This window comes from Halarchaeum sp. P4, from assembly GCF_051195175.1.
Lineage (GTDB): Archaea > Halobacteriota > Halobacteria > Halobacteriales > Halobacteriaceae > Halarchaeum.
Map to the genome: position 1 here is coordinate 160363 of NZ_JBNTKC010000004.1, position 16180 is coordinate 176542.

General features: G+C 71.8%; 14 protein-coding genes. 13 read left to right on the forward strand and 1 reads right to left on the reverse strand.

The genetic code is table 11. The features are described 5' to 3' along the window. Positions 1-103 precede the first annotated feature (103 nt). From ACQUS8_RS13815 to ACQUS8_RS13875, 13 genes are all read left to right on the forward strand, one after another. Complete coding sequence (locus ACQUS8_RS13815; RefSeq protein WP_435102092.1) at positions 104-688, forward strand: acyltransferase; 585 nt, start codon at positions 104-106, stop codon at positions 686-688. Next, positions 685-1806, forward strand: a complete 1122-nt coding sequence (locus ACQUS8_RS13820; RefSeq protein ID WP_435102094.1) for a DegT/DnrJ/EryC1/StrS family aminotransferase — start codon at positions 685-687, stop codon at positions 1804-1806. The genes ACQUS8_RS13815 and ACQUS8_RS13820 overlap by 4 nt, the downstream gene beginning before the upstream one ends. Next, positions 1803-2810 carry a Gfo/Idh/MocA family oxidoreductase gene (locus ACQUS8_RS13825; protein ID WP_435102097.1) on the forward strand — a complete coding sequence of 336 codons (1008 nt, stop codon included), beginning with the start codon at positions 1803-1805 and terminating at the stop codon, positions 2808-2810. Before ACQUS8_RS13820 ends, ACQUS8_RS13825 begins: the two co-directional genes overlap by 4 nt. After that, positions 2807-4153: a nucleotide sugar dehydrogenase gene (locus tag ACQUS8_RS13830; RefSeq protein WP_435102099.1), complete on the forward strand. Its 1347-nt coding sequence runs from the start codon at positions 2807-2809 to the stop codon at positions 4151-4153. The genes ACQUS8_RS13825 and ACQUS8_RS13830 overlap by 4 nt, the downstream gene beginning before the upstream one ends. After that, positions 4153-5181, forward strand: coding sequence for a glycosyltransferase family 2 protein (locus tag ACQUS8_RS13835; protein WP_435102101.1), 1029 nt, complete (start codon positions 4153-4155; stop codon positions 5179-5181). Before ACQUS8_RS13830 ends, ACQUS8_RS13835 begins: the two co-directional genes overlap by 1 nt. Continuing rightward, the gene (gene wecB, locus ACQUS8_RS13840; protein ID WP_435102103.1) at positions 5178-6248 is read left to right on the forward strand and encodes a non-hydrolyzing UDP-N-acetylglucosamine 2-epimerase; all 1071 of its coding nucleotides are present in this window, start codon (positions 5178-5180) and stop codon (positions 6246-6248) included. The genes ACQUS8_RS13835 and wecB overlap by 4 nt, the downstream gene beginning before the upstream one ends. Next, positions 6238-7104, forward strand: a complete 867-nt coding sequence (locus ACQUS8_RS13845; protein ID WP_435102105.1) for a polysaccharide deacetylase family protein — start codon at positions 6238-6240, stop codon at positions 7102-7104. The genes wecB and ACQUS8_RS13845 overlap by 11 nt, the downstream gene beginning before the upstream one ends. 229 nt (positions 7105-7333) lie before the next feature. Further along, positions 7334-8344 carry a GNAT family N-acetyltransferase gene (locus ACQUS8_RS13850; RefSeq protein ID WP_435102107.1) on the forward strand — a complete coding sequence of 337 codons (1011 nt, stop codon included), beginning with the start codon at positions 7334-7336 and terminating at the stop codon, positions 8342-8344. Next, positions 8341-9864: an alkaline phosphatase family protein gene (locus ACQUS8_RS13855; protein WP_435102109.1), complete on the forward strand. Its 1524-nt coding sequence runs from the start codon at positions 8341-8343 to the stop codon at positions 9862-9864. The genes ACQUS8_RS13850 and ACQUS8_RS13855 overlap by 4 nt, the downstream gene beginning before the upstream one ends. Continuing rightward, entirely contained in the window at positions 9864-11048 is a 1185-nt protein-coding gene (locus ACQUS8_RS13860) for an antibiotic ABC transporter permease (protein WP_435102111.1), read from the forward strand. Before ACQUS8_RS13855 ends, ACQUS8_RS13860 begins: the two co-directional genes overlap by 1 nt. 51 nt (positions 11049-11099) lie before the next feature. Next, positions 11100-13064, forward strand: coding sequence for a DUF6541 family protein (locus ACQUS8_RS13865; RefSeq protein ID WP_435102113.1), 1965 nt, complete (start codon positions 11100-11102; stop codon positions 13062-13064). Then, positions 13061-14179 carry a glycosyltransferase family 4 protein gene (locus tag ACQUS8_RS13870; RefSeq protein WP_435102115.1) on the forward strand — a complete coding sequence of 373 codons (1119 nt, stop codon included), beginning with the start codon at positions 13061-13063 and terminating at the stop codon, positions 14177-14179. Before ACQUS8_RS13865 ends, ACQUS8_RS13870 begins: the two co-directional genes overlap by 4 nt. A 60-nt stretch (positions 14180-14239) precedes the next feature. Then, the gene (locus ACQUS8_RS13875) at positions 14240-15145 is read left to right on the forward strand and encodes a polysaccharide deacetylase family protein (protein WP_435102117.1); all 906 of its coding nucleotides are present in this window, start codon (positions 14240-14242) and stop codon (positions 15143-15145) included. Positions 15146-15195: 50 nt separating this feature from the next. On the opposite strand, the gene ACQUS8_RS13880 is transcribed toward ACQUS8_RS13875, so the two are convergent. Next, positions 15196-16179 carry a zinc-binding dehydrogenase gene (locus tag ACQUS8_RS13880; protein WP_435102119.1) on the reverse strand — a complete coding sequence of 328 codons (984 nt, stop codon included), beginning with the start codon at positions 16177-16179 and terminating at the stop codon, positions 15196-15198. Position 16180 lies beyond the last annotated feature (1 nt).

Consider the following 16180-nt stretch of genomic DNA (forward strand, 5'->3'; position numbering starts at 1 on the left):
TATAACAAAACCCGTTCCACCACTCACCCCGGGTGATGGCGCCGTTTCCACAGCACGACGAACGGGTGGGCCCGCGTGGGCGGCCGGGGCCCGGGGGGAGTCGATGAACGAACGCGACCACGGGGCACAGGTCGGGCCGGACGCCGCAATCGCGCCGGACGCCCGCCTCGACTGCGGCGAGGGGACGCCGACGGACCTCGGGCCGCGTGCCGTCGTGCGCTCCGGGTCGGTCCTCTACGCGGACGTCACCGGAGGGGCCGACTTCACGACCGGCCACAACGCGCTCGTTCGCGAGGACACCACGTTCGGCGACGACGTGCTCGTCGGGACGAACGCCGTCATCGACGGCGCGTCCACGCTCGGCTCGCGCGTCAGCCTCCAGACGAACGCCTACGTCCCCCGCGAGACCACCGTCGGCGACGACGTCTTCGTCGGGCCGAACGCCGTCCTCACGAACGACCCGTATCCCGTCCGGGAGAACGTCGACCTCGCGGGCCCGACACTCGAAGACGGCGCGTCCGTCGGCGCGAACGCGACCGTGCTCCCGGACGTGACGGTCGGTGCGGACGCCTTCGTCGCCGCGGGCGCCGTCGTCACCGGGGACGTCCCCGCGCGGACGCTCGCCGTCGGCGCACCGGCGACGCATCGCCCGCTCCCGGACGAACTCCGGGGGAGGAACGAGCTATGATTCCGCTCGCGGAGCCACAGCTCGGCGCGGCGGAGCGCGAGCGCGTCGCCGCCGTCATCGAGGACGGCCACCTCGCGGACGGCCCCGAAGTCCGCGCGTTCGAGGAGTCGTTCGCCGACGTCTGTGGTGCCGACCACGCTGTCGCCACCTCGAACGGGACGACGGCGCTCCACGCGGCGCTCCGCGCGCTCGGTATCGGCGAGGGGGACCGCGTGCTCACGACGCCGTTCTCGTTCGTCGCGACGGCGAACGCCGCGCGCCACTGCGGTGCGGACGTCGGCTTCGTCGATATCGACCCCGAGACGTACGCGCTCGACCCGGAGCGACTCGCCACACGCCTCGACGCCGGCGAGTCGGTCGACGCCGTCATCGCCGTCCACCTCTACGGCCTTCCCGCGGACCTCGACGCGCTCACGGCGCTCGCGGACGACCACGACTTCGCGCTCGTCGAGGACGCCTGTCAGGCCCACGGCGCCACCTACCGCGGCGAGCACGTCGGGACGGTCGGCGACGTCGGCTGTTTCAGCTTCTACCCGACGAAGAACGTCACCGCCGGCGAGGGCGGACTGGTCGTCAGCGACGACGCGGCCGTCGCCGAGCGCGCGGCCGCGTTCGTTGACCACGGCGAACGCGAGGACGGCGCGCACGCGACGCTCGGGCACAACTTCCGCATGACGAGTATCGCAGCGGCCATCGGGCGCGAGCAGGTGTCGCGCCTGCCCGCGTTCACGGACGCACGCCGGCGCCACGCCGACCACCTGACCGACACGCTCGACGACCTCGCGCTCACGACGCCGAACGCCCCCGACGGCCGACGACACGTCTACCACCAGTACACCGTTCGGCACCCGGACCGGGACGGCCTGCGCGCACACCTCGCGGACGCCGGCGTCGAGACCGGTGTCTACTACGGGACGCCGATACACGAGGAACCCGCGTACGCGGACGTCGACGCGGACTGCCCGGTTGCGGAACGCCTCGCCGACGAGGTGCTCTCGCTCCCCGTTCATCCCGGCCTGACGCGCGAGGACCTCGACCACATCGTGAGCACCGTCCGCGACTACGTCGGCCCGGCGGACGGTCGGCGGGTCGCCGACCCGAGGGGTGGTCGTTCGTGAGCGACGACAGCCTCGACGTCGGCGTCGTCGGCGTCGGGTCGATGGGGCGCAACCATGCCCGCGTCTACGACGCCATCGACGGCACGACGCTCGTCGGCGTCACGGACGCGGACGACGGGCGCGCACGCGACGTCGCGCGCGAACACGGGACGGTGACGCGCTCGCTCGACGGCCTCCTCGACGCCTCGGATGCCGTCTCCGTCGCGGCGCCGACGCACGCCCATGCCGAGCTCGCGCGGACCTGTATCGAGGCGGGCGTGGACGTCCTCGTCGAGAAGCCGTTCGTCGCCGACCCCGCCGTCGGCGCGGACCTCGTCGCCGCCGCGGACGCCCGCGACGTCACCCTCCAGGTCGGGCACGTCGAGCGCTTCAACCCCGCCGTCGGCGCGCTCTTCGACCTCGTGGGCGAGGCGGAGCCCGTCGCGGTGGACGCCAACCGCCTCGGCCCCCCGCTCGACCGGGAGGTCGGCGACGATGTCGTCCTCGATTTGATGATTCACGACATCGACGTGGTGCTCGCACTCGCGGAGGAGCCGCTCGCCGCCGCCGCCGCGTCCGGGACGGCGGACGGCGACTACGCCACCGCCCAACTCGCCTTCGAGGACGGGCTCGTCGCGACGCTCACGGCGAGTCGCGTCACCCAACGGAAGGTCCGCTCGCTCGACGTGACGACCGACGACCACCTCTACGAGGTGGACTACCTCGACCAGTCGCTCTGCGCGCACAGCCACTCGCTGCCCGCGTACGACGCGAGCGACGGTGACGTCCGATATCGCCACGAGAGCGTCACCGAGCGCCCGCTCATCGCGACGGAGGAACCGCTGAAGCGCGAACTGGCGTCGTTCGTGGAGACCGTGCAGAACGGGACGCGGCCACGAGTGAACGGCCGGGACGCCCTGCGCGCGGTGCGTCTCGCGACCCGCATCTCGGAGTGCGCGCGCTCAGCGGCCGGCGACAGTGCGCCGATTCGCGTCGACGACGTCCGCATGGAGGTGGGCGAATGACGACGCTCTACGGGACCGACACCGCCCCCGACGCCCAGCGCGACGCGCTGCTCGACGGCGACGTACCGGTCACTGTCTACGGCCTCGGGAAACTCGGCCTCCCCGTCGCGGCGGTGTACGCCGAGCGCACCGGGAGTGTCGTCGGCGTCGACGTCGACCCGTCGGTGGTCGAGCGCGTGAACGCCGGCGAGTCGTCCGTCGGGCGCGAACCCGGCCTCGACGCCCTCGTCGAGAAGCAGGTCGAACGGGGCCGCCTGCGCGCGACGACGGACGCGAGCGCTGCCGCCGAGACCGCCGCCCTCCACGTAATCGTGGTGCCGACGCCCCTCGACGAGGTGAGCGACGAACCCGACCTCTCATTCCTCGACGCCGCCGTCGACGCCGTCGGCGCGGGATTGGACGCGGGCGACGCGGTGTTCGTCGAGTGCACGGTGCCGCCGGGCGTCTGCGCCGCACGCGTCCAGCCACGACTCGCGGACGCGAGCGGCCTCGGTGTCGAGGAGTTCGGCGTCGCGGCGTGCCCGGAGCGCGTGTCGAGCGGGCGCGCACTCAAGGACGTCCGTGGCGCCCACCCGCGCGTTGTCGGCGGTGTCGATATGGAGGCGGGGCGCGTCGCCGAACTCGTCTACGACACTCTGAGCGAGAACGACGTTCAGACGGTTCGCGATGCGGCGACGGCGGCCGCCTCGAAGGTCTTCGAGGGCGTCTACCGAGACGTGAACATCGCGGTGGCGAACGAACTCGCCCGCGCGAGCGCCGACCTCGGCGTGGCCGCACGCGACGCCATCGCCGCCGCGAACACCCAGCCCTACTGCGAGATACACGACCCCGGCCCGGGCGTCGGCGGCCACTGCATCCCGTGGTATCCCTACTTCCTGATGAGTCGCACCGAGCGCGCGACGCCGCTGCTCGCGACGGCGCGCGACGTGAACGACGGGATGCCGGCCTACACGGTCGAACGCCTCCGTGACGCCCTCGCCGCCGAGGGAGTGTCACTCGACGGCGCGCGCGTCGCCGTCCTCGGATTGACCTACCGCGCGGACGTCGCGGAGACCCGCGCGACGCCGGCGCGCCCGCTCATCGCAGCGCTCACCGAGGCAGGTGCGGACCCGGTCGGCGTCGACCCGCTCGTCGACGACGCGGCGGCCGAGTCGTTCGCCGCGCCCGTCGTCTCGCTCGCCGAGGCGGCGCGCCGCGACCCGGACGCCGCCGTGCTCGTCACGCCCCACCGCGAGTTCCACGACGCCGACTGGTCACGCTTCGACGACGTCGTGATTCTCGACGGCCGGGACGCACTCGACGGGGCACCACACCCGACATACACGCTCGGAGGTGCCGTCTGATGTACCGCGACCACACCGTCGGCGTCGTCGTCCCCGCGTACAACGAGGAGGGGTTCGTCGGCGACGTCATCGCCACGATGCCGGCGTTCGTCGACCGCATCTATCCCGTCGACGACGGGTCCAGCGACGGTACGTGGGCGGAGATACGGGAGTACGTCACTGCGCCGGGCGCCGCCCGCCCGGACGGCGACACGGGTGCGCAGGCGAGCACGGACGCCGACCACGTCCCCGTCACGGACGGCGGCGGCAGCTGCGTCGTCCCGCTGCGCCACGAGACGAACCACGGCGTCGGCGCCGCCATCAAGACCGGCTATCGGCGAGCGCTCGCGGACGACGTCGACGTCGTCGCGGTGATGAACGGCGACGGCCAGATGGACCCGGACGTCCTCTCGCGCCTCCTCGACCCCATCGTCGAGGGCCGCGCGGATTACGCGAAGGGCGACCGCCTCCACTCGCAGGCCGCCGTCGAGGGGATGTCGCGCTTTCGGCTGTTCGGGAACGCCCTCCTCACCGCGACGACGCGCGGCGCGACCGGCTACTGGCACCTCACGGACTCGCAAAACGGCTATACCGCCATCGCGGGCGACACACTCGACGCCGTGGCGTTCGACGACTGCTACGAGGACTACGGCTTCCTCAACGACTTCCTCGCCGCGCTGAACGACTGCGACGCCCGCGTCGTCGACGTCCCACACGCCGCCGTCTACGGCGACGAACAGAGCAGCATCGACTCCGTGCGCTTCGTCCCGTCGGTGTTCGCGCTCCTCGGACGGACCTTCTGTCGGCGCATCACGTCCCAGTACGTCGTCCACGACTTCCACCCGCTCGTCCTCTGCTACCTCCTCGGCGGCGTCGGCCTCACGTCCAGCGTCGGCGCCGTCGGCGCCGCCCTCGGCCCGCTCGACGGCGAGCGTGCACTCATCGGCGGGTTGCTCGCGCTCCTGCTCTTCCTCGTCGGCGCCGTCGCGCTGACGCTCGGGATGGCGTTCGACGTCCGCGAGAACGCCCATCTGGGGGTGGAGCCATGAGTCGCGTCGTCTCCGTCGTCGGCGCGCGCCCCCAGTTCGTGAAGGCGTTCCCCGTCTCGGGCGCGCTCCGCGACGCCGGCCACGAGGAGGTGCTCGTCCACACCGGCCAGCATTACGACGCCGAACTCTCCGACGTCTTCTTCGACGAACTCGCCATCCCCGAACCTGACTACAACCTCGGCGTCGGCTCCGACGACCACGGCGCGCAGACGGCGGCGGTGATGCGCCGCCTCGACGACGTACTCGACTCCGAGGACCCGGACGCCGTGCTCGTCTACGGTGACACGAACTCGACGCTCGGCGCCGCGCTCGTCGCCGCGAAACGCGACGTCGCGCTCGCACACGTGGAGGCCGGCCTGCGCAGCGGCGACCGCTCGATGCCCGAGGAGGTGAACCGGCTGTTCACCGACCACGCCGCCGACCATAACTACGCGCCCGCCGAGCGCGCCGCCGACCGACTGCGCGCGGAGGGCGCCTACGCCGAGACCGTCGTGACGGGCGACGTGATGTACGACGCCGTCCTCGCCGTCGAGGAGCGCGATTTCGGCGGGTCGTCGGCGCTCGCCGACCACGGCGTCACCGCCGACGAGTTCGTCCTCGCGACCGTCCATCGCGCCGCGAACACCGACGACCCCGACCGGCTCGCCGGCATTCTCGACGGGCTCGCGAGTCTCCCAGGGCCGGTCGTGCTGCCGCTCCACCCGCGCACCGACGCCGCGCTGGAGGCGTACGGCCTCGCCGAGCGCGCACGCGCCGACCTCGACGTCGTGGCGCCGCTGGGCTACCTCGACTTCCTCCGCCTGCTCGACGGGGCGCGCGCCGTCGCGACGGACTCCGGCGGCGTCCAGAAGGAGGCGTTCTACCTCGACACGCCCTGCGTCACCCTCCGCGAGGAGACGGAGTGGACGGAGACCGTCGAGGCCGGGTGGAACACCCTCGTCGGCACCGACCCGGCCGCCATCCGGGCCGCGCTCACGGGCGGACACGACCGACCCGCGAAGCCCTCGCTCTACGGCGACGGCGACGCCGCCGATCACATCGCGGAGGCGCTCGAGCGTGTCGCGTAGCCCGCCGTTCGCGCTCTGTCTGACCCACGACGTGGACCGGCCCTACAAGACCTATCAGGCGCTCTCCGGCGCGCTCACCGGGAAGACCGGCTATCACTTGCGGACGCTCGTCCGCGACGAGAACCCCTACTGGCAGTTCGACCGGGTGTGCGACATCGAGGCCGACCACGGCGTGCGCTCGGCGTTCTACTTCCTCAACGAGCCGAGCATCCTCCGGGACGCGCCGCGCGCGCTCGCGTCGCCACGGCGCTGGGTCGAGCACGCGGGGCGCTACGACGTCACGGCGGGCGAGGTCGCGGACACGATACGGCGCCTCGACGCCGGCGACTGGGAGGTCGGCCTCCACGGCTCCTACGCCTCCGCCCGGAAGCCCGGGCGCCTCGCCGCCGAGAAGGAGACACTCGAAGGCATGCTCGGTCACGCCGTCACGGGCGTCCGCCAGCACCACCTTCGGCTCGCCCCGGAAACGTGGCGTCACCACGACGGCCTCGGCTTCGACTACGACGCCAGTCTCGGGCGCACCGACGACGTCGGGTTCGCCTACGGCCACCGCACGCAGGAGCCACTCCCGGGTTTCCGCGTCCTCCCGCTCACCGCGATGGACGTCGCCTTCCCCGACCCCGGCGAGTCCTGGCCGGCCGCCGTCGCCGCCGTCGAACGCCTCCTGACCGAGGCCGAACGCGAACGCGCCGTCTGTAGCGCGCTCTGGCACCCCCGGCTCTTCAGCGACGCGGAGTTCCCGGGCTATCGCCGCCTCTACCGGCACCTCGTCGAACGCGCGCTCGAAAAAGGGGCGTGGGTCGGCGCACCCCGCGACTACTTCGCCGAGGACCCGCTCGGCGAGTTCGCGGAGTAATCACGCGCGCGCCGCCGACGAGCGGCGGGCAGACATGCCACCAGGGGACGACGAGCCACAGCGAGCAGACGGTCGACGGACAGCCCGCGCGGACGGCCCCGGCGGCGACGGCTCGCGCACCGCGCTCGCCGGCGTTACGTCCACTATAACAAACCCCTCGACGGTCCCGCTACGAGGTGATGCACTCTCGCGTCCGAACGGCCCCCACGCCCCGTGCGGGTGGTGTCGGGTGAGCGTCGACGTCCGCGCGCTCGAGGAGTCGAGCGACGCCGCCGAGCGCTGGGACCGCCTCGTCGAGCGCTCGCCGCAGGTGACGGTGTTCCACCGACACGGCTTCCTGCGCGCGCTCGAACGCCACGGTGGCGGGACGCTCCACGCGCTCGTCGGCTCCAAGGGCGAGACGCCCATCGGCGTCTTCCCGGTCTTCGAGCTCCAGAAGGGCCCGGTGACGACGGCGGTGTCGCCCCCACCCGGCCTCGGCGTCCCGCACCTCGGACCAGCACTCCTCCCGGGGGGACGCAAACAACGCAAGCGCGAGCGCCTCGACGCGCGCTTCGTCGAAGCCTGCCTCGACTGGGTGGACACGACGGTCGACCCGTCGTTCGTCCACGGCGTCACGAGCGCGGACTACGGCGACGCGCGCGCGTTCCAGTGGAACGACTTCGACGTGACGCCGCGCTACACCTACGAACTCGACCTCTCCGGGGGCGTCGAGGCGGTCCGCGAACGCCTCTCGCGTGACGCGCGCACCTCCATCGAAGGCGACTATCCCGACTGCGAGGTCGAGCGCGTCGAGTCCGACGACGCCCTCGACTACGTCGTCGAGCGAGTAAACGCGCGCTACGACGCCAACGACGGCGGCCTCCACCTCTCGCCCGACTACGTCCGAGACGTCTTCGACGCCCTCGGCGAGCACGCCCGAGCGCACGTCGTTCGCGTGGACGGCGAGCGCGTCTCGGGCCGCCTCCAGTTCCGCGACGGCGACACCCTCCGCTTCTGGCAGGGGTCGCCGAAACCCGAGCGGGACGTCGAGGCGCCCGTGAACGACCTGCTGAACTGGACGGTCATCCGCGACGCCGCCGACGACGGCCTCGAAATAGCCGATTTGACCGGTGCGAATACCCGCCGCGTCGCCCGATATAAGGCGAAGTACAACCCGACGCCCGCGACGTACTGCGAACTCGAACGCGGCGGGACGGCGATGCGCGTGGCGAGCGACCTCTACCGAAAATTCCGATGACACGACTCCTCACACTCGGCTTGGACGGCGCGGCGTGGCCGACGCTCGAACGGATGATGGACGACGGCCTCCTCCCGAACCTCAATGCGATGGTCGAATCGGGCGCGCGCGGGACGCTCACCTCGGTGACGCCGCCGGTGACGTGCCCGGCGTGGCGGTGCTCGACGTCCGGGAAGAATCCCGGGAAACTCGGCGTCTACTGGTGGCTCGGCCTCGACCGCGAGCGCGGCGAAATCACGGCGCCGGACGCCCGCGACTTCGACACTGCGGACGTCTGGGACTACCTCGACGCGGCGGGCGAGCACCCGGCGGTGGTGAACGTCCCGATGTCGTACCCGCCCGCGCCGGTGGACGGCCTGCTCGTCTCCGGGTTCGGCGCGCCGTTCGAGCTCTCGATGGACGACCCGCTCACACACCCGCCGGCCGCCGAGGAGCGCCTTCGCGAGGAGTACGACTGGTCGGTCGGCGTGGACGACGTCACCGCGCCCGGCGGCGTCGACGACGCCCTCACCCTCATCGAGTCCCGCCTCGAACTCCTCCTCGACCTCGTCGAGTCCGACGACTACGACTACGTCCACCTGACGGTCTTCTACCTGAACGTCCTACAGCACTACTTCGGCGGCGGCGAGGAGACCGAACGCGCGTGGCAGATCGTCGACGACTACCTCGGACGCCTCCCCGACGGCCTCACGGTGCTCGCCTACTCCGACCACGGGCACTCGGACGTCGAGCGGACGTTCGTCGTGAACCGCTACCTGCTCGATGAGGGCTATCTCCACCTCAAGGAGCGCGCGGCGGACGACGCGACGGCGGCCGCCTACGAACTCCTGAAGCGCGGCCCCGTCTCCCCACAGCGGGTGGCGAGCGCGGCGCGCCGCGTCCTCCCGGACTCGCTCGCCGAGCGCCTCCTCACGTCGGGCTATCCGATTCCGACCGTCGAACTCGCCGAGCGCGTCGACTGGGAGCGCTCGGACGCCGTCGCGCTCAGTCAAGGGCCGCTCTACCTCAACCGCGAGCGCCTCGGCGACGACTACGAGCGGGTGCGCGCGGAGCTCCGGGCGGAACTCGACTCGCTCACCGTCAAGGGGCGCACGCCGCTTTCGTCCGTCCGATCCGCGGAGGACGTCTACGACGGCGCGCACCTCGACGCCGCGCCCGACCTCCTGCTCTCGCCGACCGACGGCTGGGAGCTCTACGGCGGCGTCACGCCCTCGCTCGTCGAGGAGCAGGTGACCGGCTGGACGTCCGGGAACGACCCGGCGGGCGTCGTCCTCTGCGACGGCCCCGACGTTGCCGCGACGGACCTCGGGGAGCGCGACCTCGTGGACGTGATGCCAACCGTCCTGCGCTACATGGACTGCCCGGTGCCGACGGACGTGGACGGCGACGCCATCGCCGCCGCGTTCGACCGCCTGCCCGAACCTGGCACGCGCGACCCGCTCCCACCGGCCGGCGAGCGGACCGCGACAGACCGCGACGGCCTCGAAGACCGCCTCGAAGACCTCGGGTATCTCGCCTGATGCTCGAGACACTCCGCGACACCCTGACGTACGCCCGCGAACGCGACTACCGCGGCTGGGACCTCTACGACGGCGAGAGCAGTCGCCTCCTGCGTGCGCTCCCCGTTGAGAGCAAGTGGCTGAACCTCGGCGTCCAGCAGGTCGTGCGGCGCTCGCCCGTCAACCTCCGGCCGCTCCTCCGCGTCGAACAGCGCCGTAACTTCATGGGCATCGCGCTGTTCACGCTCGCGAACCTGAACGCCTACGAGGCGACCGGCGAGGACCGCTACCGCGAGGAGGCGGCGTCACTCGCGGACTGGCTCGTCGAGAACCGCAGCGTCGGCTATAGCGGCTTCTGCGGCGGCCACAAACACCCTCTGCAGGGCCTCGACGGCCGCACCCACCCGAACACGCCCGGCGTCGTCGGCACCTCCTACGCCGTGAAGGCCCTGCTCGCCGCCGACGAGCACTGCGCGGGCGACTACGGCGCTCGCGCGCGCACCGCCGCCGACTTCGTCCTCGAAGACCTCGACTACCACCGCCACGAAGACGGCGCGCGCATCGACTACAAACCCACCGACAGCGGCAGGCACTACACCATCAACGCGAACGCGCTCGGCGCGCGCCTCCTTCTCGACCTCTACGCGGCGTTCGGCGACGACCGGTATCGGCGCGCCGCCGAAGGCGTCCTCGACTACGTCGCCGCCCAGCAGACGCCCCAGGGTGGGTGGTACTACCGCGACCCGCCGAGCGCCTCGCACCTCTCGATGGACAACTTCCACAACGGCTTCGTCATCGAGGCGTTCCTCCGCCATGCCGCCGTCTGCGGTCCCGCGCGCTACGCCGGCGTCGTCGAGGACGCCGTCGAGTTCTACCGCGACGCGCTGTTCACCGCGGCCGGCGCGCCGAACCAGGACGAGGCGACCGCCTATCCGCGTGACGTCCACGCGTCCGCGCAGGGGGGGCTCGTCTTCACGGCGCTCGGCGACCACGAGCGCGCCGGCGACGTCCTCGAGTGGGCGATCGCGAACCTCTCGAACGGCGAGGGCCGCTTCTACCACGAGCAGCGCCGCTACTACACGAAGCGCCAGACATTCATGCGCTGGTGTCAGGCGTGGATGGCGTACGCGCTCTCCGAGCACGTCGTCTTCGGCGGCGACGATGGTCGCGACGCCCCGTGGCACGCCGGCGAGCGCGCGTGGTAGCGCGGTTAGCGGCCGTGTAACAATTCCCCTCTCGCGAGACCACACAGCCAGATGCCCCCGAGTCGGTCAGCAGAGCGTGACGCGAACGCGCGCACGGCGGCGGACGAGCAAGCCACCACGGTCGCGAGCGCCGCTCGCCGTCGCACCGTCGATATCTCCCTCCTCGTCGGCTTCCTCGCGCTCGCCGGCGGCGTCCTCACCGCGCACCGCGCGCCCACTCACGGCTACGAAGTCTCCGTCTACGCGGGAACGCCGACGGCGTTCTGGGGCGGCGTCGTCGCCGCCGTCCTCCTCGCATGTCTCGTCCTCAGCGTCGCCACCCGGTCGTTCGAGCGACGGGCCGCACTCGGCCTCACGGGTCTCGCCGCCGCCGCGTTCGCCGCGCTCCCACTCCTGCGGAGCTATCGCTTCCACGGCCGCTACGACCCGCTCACCCACCTCGGCTGGGTGAAGGGCGTCGCCTCCGGCGCGCTCGACCCCGGCCAGTTGCTCTACCCCGCGGCGCACACGCTCGCCGTCAGTCTCGCCGCCGTCGGCGGCGCGCCGCTCACCCGCGCCATGCTCGTCGTCGTCTGGCTCTGCGCGCTCTGCTTCCTCTGTTTCGTCCCGCTCTGCGTCCACCTGCTCACGGACGACCGGCGCGCGCTCGCCGTCGGCGCCGTCGCCGCCCTCGCCGTCCTCCCCGTCAACACCCTCAGCACCTACCTCCATTTCCACCCGTTCTCGCTCGCGACGCTCGTCGCGCCCGTCTTCCTCTACGTCCTCCTCGCACACCTCAGACGCCGTCACGAGGACCGGACGCTCCCCGACTCGCTCGCGGCGTCGAGTCTCGCCCTGCCCGTCCTCGGCTTCGGCCTCGTCCTCCTCCACCCCCAGTTGGTGACCGACCTCCTCGTCGTCCTCGGTGCCATCGCCACGACACAGCTCCTCGAGCGCCACTACGTCGAATCGCCGCCGGACACGCGCTGGCTGCACGCCCAGTTCGTCCTCCTCGGCGTCGTCTTCCTCCTTTGGGTGTCACGCTACGGCGCGACGCTCGACCTACTTCACGACGTCGTCCAACAGCTCCGCATGCTCGTCGGCGACGTCCCCGCGCGGAGCGCCCCACAGCAGACCGGTGGCGGCGGGTACGACCTCCCCGCGGCGCTGTTCGTCAGGCTCATCGGCGTCAGCGTCGTCGCGTTCGTCGTCGCCACCGGCTACGTCGCCGTCCGGTCGGTCGCACACACCCCCTGGTCGTCGCGCATCCCGCCGCGCGACGGCGTCGCGCACTACTTCAGCATCGTCGGTGTCGCCCTCGCGGGCTACCTCGTCGTCCACATTCTGGGCGGCCTCACCTCGTACTTCTTCCGGCACGCCGGCTTCGTGATGCTCCTCGTCACGATTCTCGCCGCCGGGGGCGTCGTCGCGCTCTCGCGCCGTCTCGACGCCCGTATCGAACGACGACACGTGCGCGGGACGCTCCACACGCTCGGCGTCGTCCTCGCCGTCGTCGCCGTCGCGCTCTCCGCGGCCACCGTCTTCCCGTCGCCCTACATCTATCAGCCCGGACAGGGCGTGAGCGACCAGCAGATGACGGGATACGGGACGATGTTCGACGCACGCGTCGCCGGCGCGGGCGTCGCCGGCATCGCCAGCGGCCCGAGTCGCTTCGCGGACGCCCACCACGAACGCCTCGACCCCGAACTCGCGTGGTCGCTCGAAGCCGACGACCTCGCCGGCACCCTCACCACCTACCACCAGGGCGACTACTACAACCGGAGTTTCTACTACCTCGGCGTCAGCCGCGCCGACTACGGCCGCGAAGTCGCCGCCTACCGCGGGATGCGCGTCCCGGAACGCCTCCTCGACTCGGTTTCGGGCCGGCCGGGACTCAGCCGCGTCTACGCGAACGGCGGCCTCACCTACTACTACGTCGAGCAACCGCCATCGGTGCTGAACGCGTCCACGCGGACGGCGTCAACCGGCCGCTCGGGCACTCGCACCTCCGAGAACGACACGGAGGTGAGGCGATGAGCGCCGACCACGAGCGAAACACGAACGCCGGAGACGCCGCCGACCCCCTGCGCGTGCGCCTCGTCGGCCCCGCCGGCCACGACCGGGGCGGCATCGCGCAGTACATCGCCGCCCAGCGCACCCACCTCGGCGACACCGTCGATTTCGACGTTTACGATGTCGCCGTCGCCTCCGGGTCGGGCCTCCGGTGGTTCCTCCGCGTCGTCCTCGCCGCCGTCTTCGACGCGCTCCGCTTCCCCCTCGCGACGGACGCCGACGTAGACGTCGCGCACGTCCACACGTCACATCGGCGCTCCTTCTACCGGGCGTCCGGCTACGTCCTCTACTGCACGCTCGTTCGGGGCACACCCGTCGTCGTGCACGTCCACGGGTCGTCGTTCGATGACTTCCTCGCCGACGCCGGCCCACTCCTCCGGCGCTACCAGGCGCTCGTCTTCGACGCTGCCGCGCGCGTCGTCGTCCTCTCAGAGGGGTGGGCGGACGTCGTGGGCGCACGCGCCGATCCCGGAAGAATCGTCGTCCTCCCGAACGCCGTCGATGCCGCCGCCTACGACCCGGACGCGGGTGCCACACCACCACGACTCGCGTTCGTCTCCGGGCACACCGAGCGCAAGGGCATTGACGAGTTCCTCGACGCCGTCGAAACCCTGCTCGCGGACGACGCAGTCCCGGAGTTCCGCGTCGATATCGCGGGCGACGGCCCGCGCGCCGACCGCACGCACGGCGTCGCCGACCGGCACAACGCCGTCACCTACCACGGCTACGTCTCCGAGTCGCGAAAGCGCGCGCTGCTCACCGACGCGTCCGTCTACGTCCTCCCGACGCGCGCGGAGAACCTCCCCATCGCCGTCTTGGAGGCGATGGCGGGCGCGAACGCCGTCGTCTCCACGCCGGTCGGCGCGATACCGAGCGTCGTCACCGACGCGAACGGCGTGCGCGTCCCCGCGGGCGACGCCGACGCGCTCGCAGACGCGCTCGCGACGCTCATCGACGCACCCGAACGAACCCGCGGGCTGGGCGCGGCGAGTCGCCGGTACGTCGAGGACACCTACGACTGGGACGTCGTCGGCCCCCGCCTCCACGATCTCTACCGGGAGGTCGCAGCGCTCGAGTGAGCGGGAAGCAGGCCGTTAGGCCGTCGCTACCTATGGGCCTCGCGTCCCTCCGCACCGTCGATGGACCCGACCGTCGTGTTCGTCTACGACGATGGCCCGCTCGCGGACTACGAGGACGTCTATCCCGTGCATCGGCGCTTCGACGCGCCCGCGTGCGTCGCCGTCGTCACCGAGTGGCTCGGCGAGACGCCGCGCCTCCCCGCGCGCCTCGTAGGGCGTGGGACGACCCACCTCGACGAGTCGCACCTGCGCGAGTTCGTCGCGGACGGCTGGGAGGTGTGCGCGCACGGCGTCGCCCACCGACCGCTCGACGCGACGCGGACGACGGCCCCGGTCCCGGCGGGCGATCGCGTCCTCCCGGTCGAGACGGCGCTCCACGGCCGCGTCGCGGGCGACACGCTCCGCATCGACACGCCCGCTGACGGCGAGGTGCGCGCGAGCGTCGCGCGCCCGACTCGCCACCCGAGACAGACCGCGCTCGTCCTCCGCGACCCCCTCACACAGCCGGTTCCAGCGGGGTCAACGGTCCGATACGCCAAGTCGGTGGTGCGCGAGGAACTCGCCGGCGCGAAGCGCGCGCTCGACGCACGGGGGTTCGACGTCACGAGCGTCGCCCTCCCCTACAGTCGCTACGGGCCAACCGCGCGTGCCGTCGTTTCCGAGACATATGACGCCGTCGCGAACGCCGCCGTCGGTGGCCTCAACACGAACCCCGAGAACCCCCACGAGTTGCGACGGCAGTATCTCGGGCGGGATGCCCTGAGCGACGCACAACTCGAGCGCTTCATGGAGACGGTGCGCGAGCGGGATGCGCTCGCGCTCTTCGGCGGGCACAGCCATGCGCACGTGGACGCCGCGCGAGTCGCGGACGCCCTCCGACTCGCCGAGAACCTCGGGATTCGGGTGACGACGCTACGCGACGCCGCCGCGGACGTCAGAGCCTGCGCTCGCGAGAACGAGGAATAGCGAGAGACGGACCGGAGGACCCGCTCAGTCCCCTATCAGGCCTGCCGGGGCTATTCGTTGACGAGCAGGATTTTGCCGACGAAGTCGCCGGATTCGCCGAGGCGGTGGGCGTCGGCCACCTCGGAGAACGCGAAGCGCTCGTCGATGACCGGTTCGACGACGCCGTCGTCGACGAGTGCGGCGATGTCCGCGAGTTCCTCGCCGATGCGCTCCTGCCGGTCGCCGAGAATCACGGGGAGGATGACGAGGACGACGCCGAGCTCGAGCGAGTTGGCGTGCATCGCGGAGAGGTCCTGCGTCGAGGAGGACTCGGTGGTGACGACGGTACCGAAGGGCCGCACGGCCTCGAAGGCGGTCTGGAGATGGTCGTCGCCGATGGGGTCGAAGACGGTGTCGAAGCCGTCGCCGTCGGCGTACTCGGCGACGTCCGTCGTCGTGTAGTCGACGGTGTGGTCCGCACCGAGGTCGGCGGCGAGGTCGCGCTTTGCTTCCGTGGAGCCGGTCGCCGTCACCTCGGCGCCGAACCAGTCAGCGAGCTGGACGCCGATGTGGCCGACGCCGCCGCTTGCGCCGTAGACGAGGACGTCCTCGTCGATGTCAACGGTGGTCTTGTCGGCGAGCATCTCGTAGGCGGTGAGCGCGACGACGGGGAGCGCGGCGGCGTCCTCGAGCGGGATGGACTCGGGGGCGTGCGCGAACGTCCCGGCGTGCCCGACGACGTAGTCCGCGAGCGTGCCCTGCCGGCCGGCACCGCCCGGCATCCCGTAGACTTCCTCGCCCTCCTCGAAGGCCTCGACGTCCTCGCCGACGGCGTCGACGACGCCCGCGACGTCGCAGTGGAGGGTCGCGGGGAAGTCGGGCGCGAACGGCGGCAGGGCGCCCTGGCGAATCTTGTAGTCGACGGGGTTGAGGCTGGAGGCGACGACTTCGACCCGAATCTCGTCCGGCCCCGGCTCGGGGACCTCGACGGTCCGCTCGGTGAAGACGTCCGGGTCGCCGTACTCCTCGATGACGTAGGCGGTCATCTCCGACATA